This is a genomic window from Gilvimarinus sp. 1_MG-2023 (genome assembly GCF_030548285.1).
The window spans coordinates 1-249 of sequence record NZ_JAUOSC010001431.1 but is presented as its reverse complement, the minus strand read 5'-3'; the positions used below and the strand labels follow the sequence as shown (position 1 = coordinate 249).

Here is a 249-nt window from a genome sequence, read left to right as displayed (position 1 = left end):
CTGTGATAGAGCTTCTGCAGCTCCTCCCGAGGGGTGATGATTTCCGCTTCGGTCGGAAAATCCGGCCCTTGAACCAGCTGACAGATATCGTCACTGGTGGCCCCCGGATGATCCAGCAAATGAATACAGGCACTGGCAACTTCACGAATATTATGTGGCGGAATATCCGTGGCCATCCCCACAGCAATACCGGTGGTGCCATTCAACAAAACATGGGGCAAACGAGCTGGCAAGGTGGTGGGTTCGTCC

The 249-nt window shown here is 54.6% G+C and carries 1 protein-coding gene; it reads right to left on the bottom strand.

From position 1 onward, the window contains the following. Nucleotides 1-249: DNA gyrase subunit A (locus Q4563_RS21555; protein ID WP_303605979.1), on the bottom strand; the 249-nt coding region annotated here is incomplete at both ends.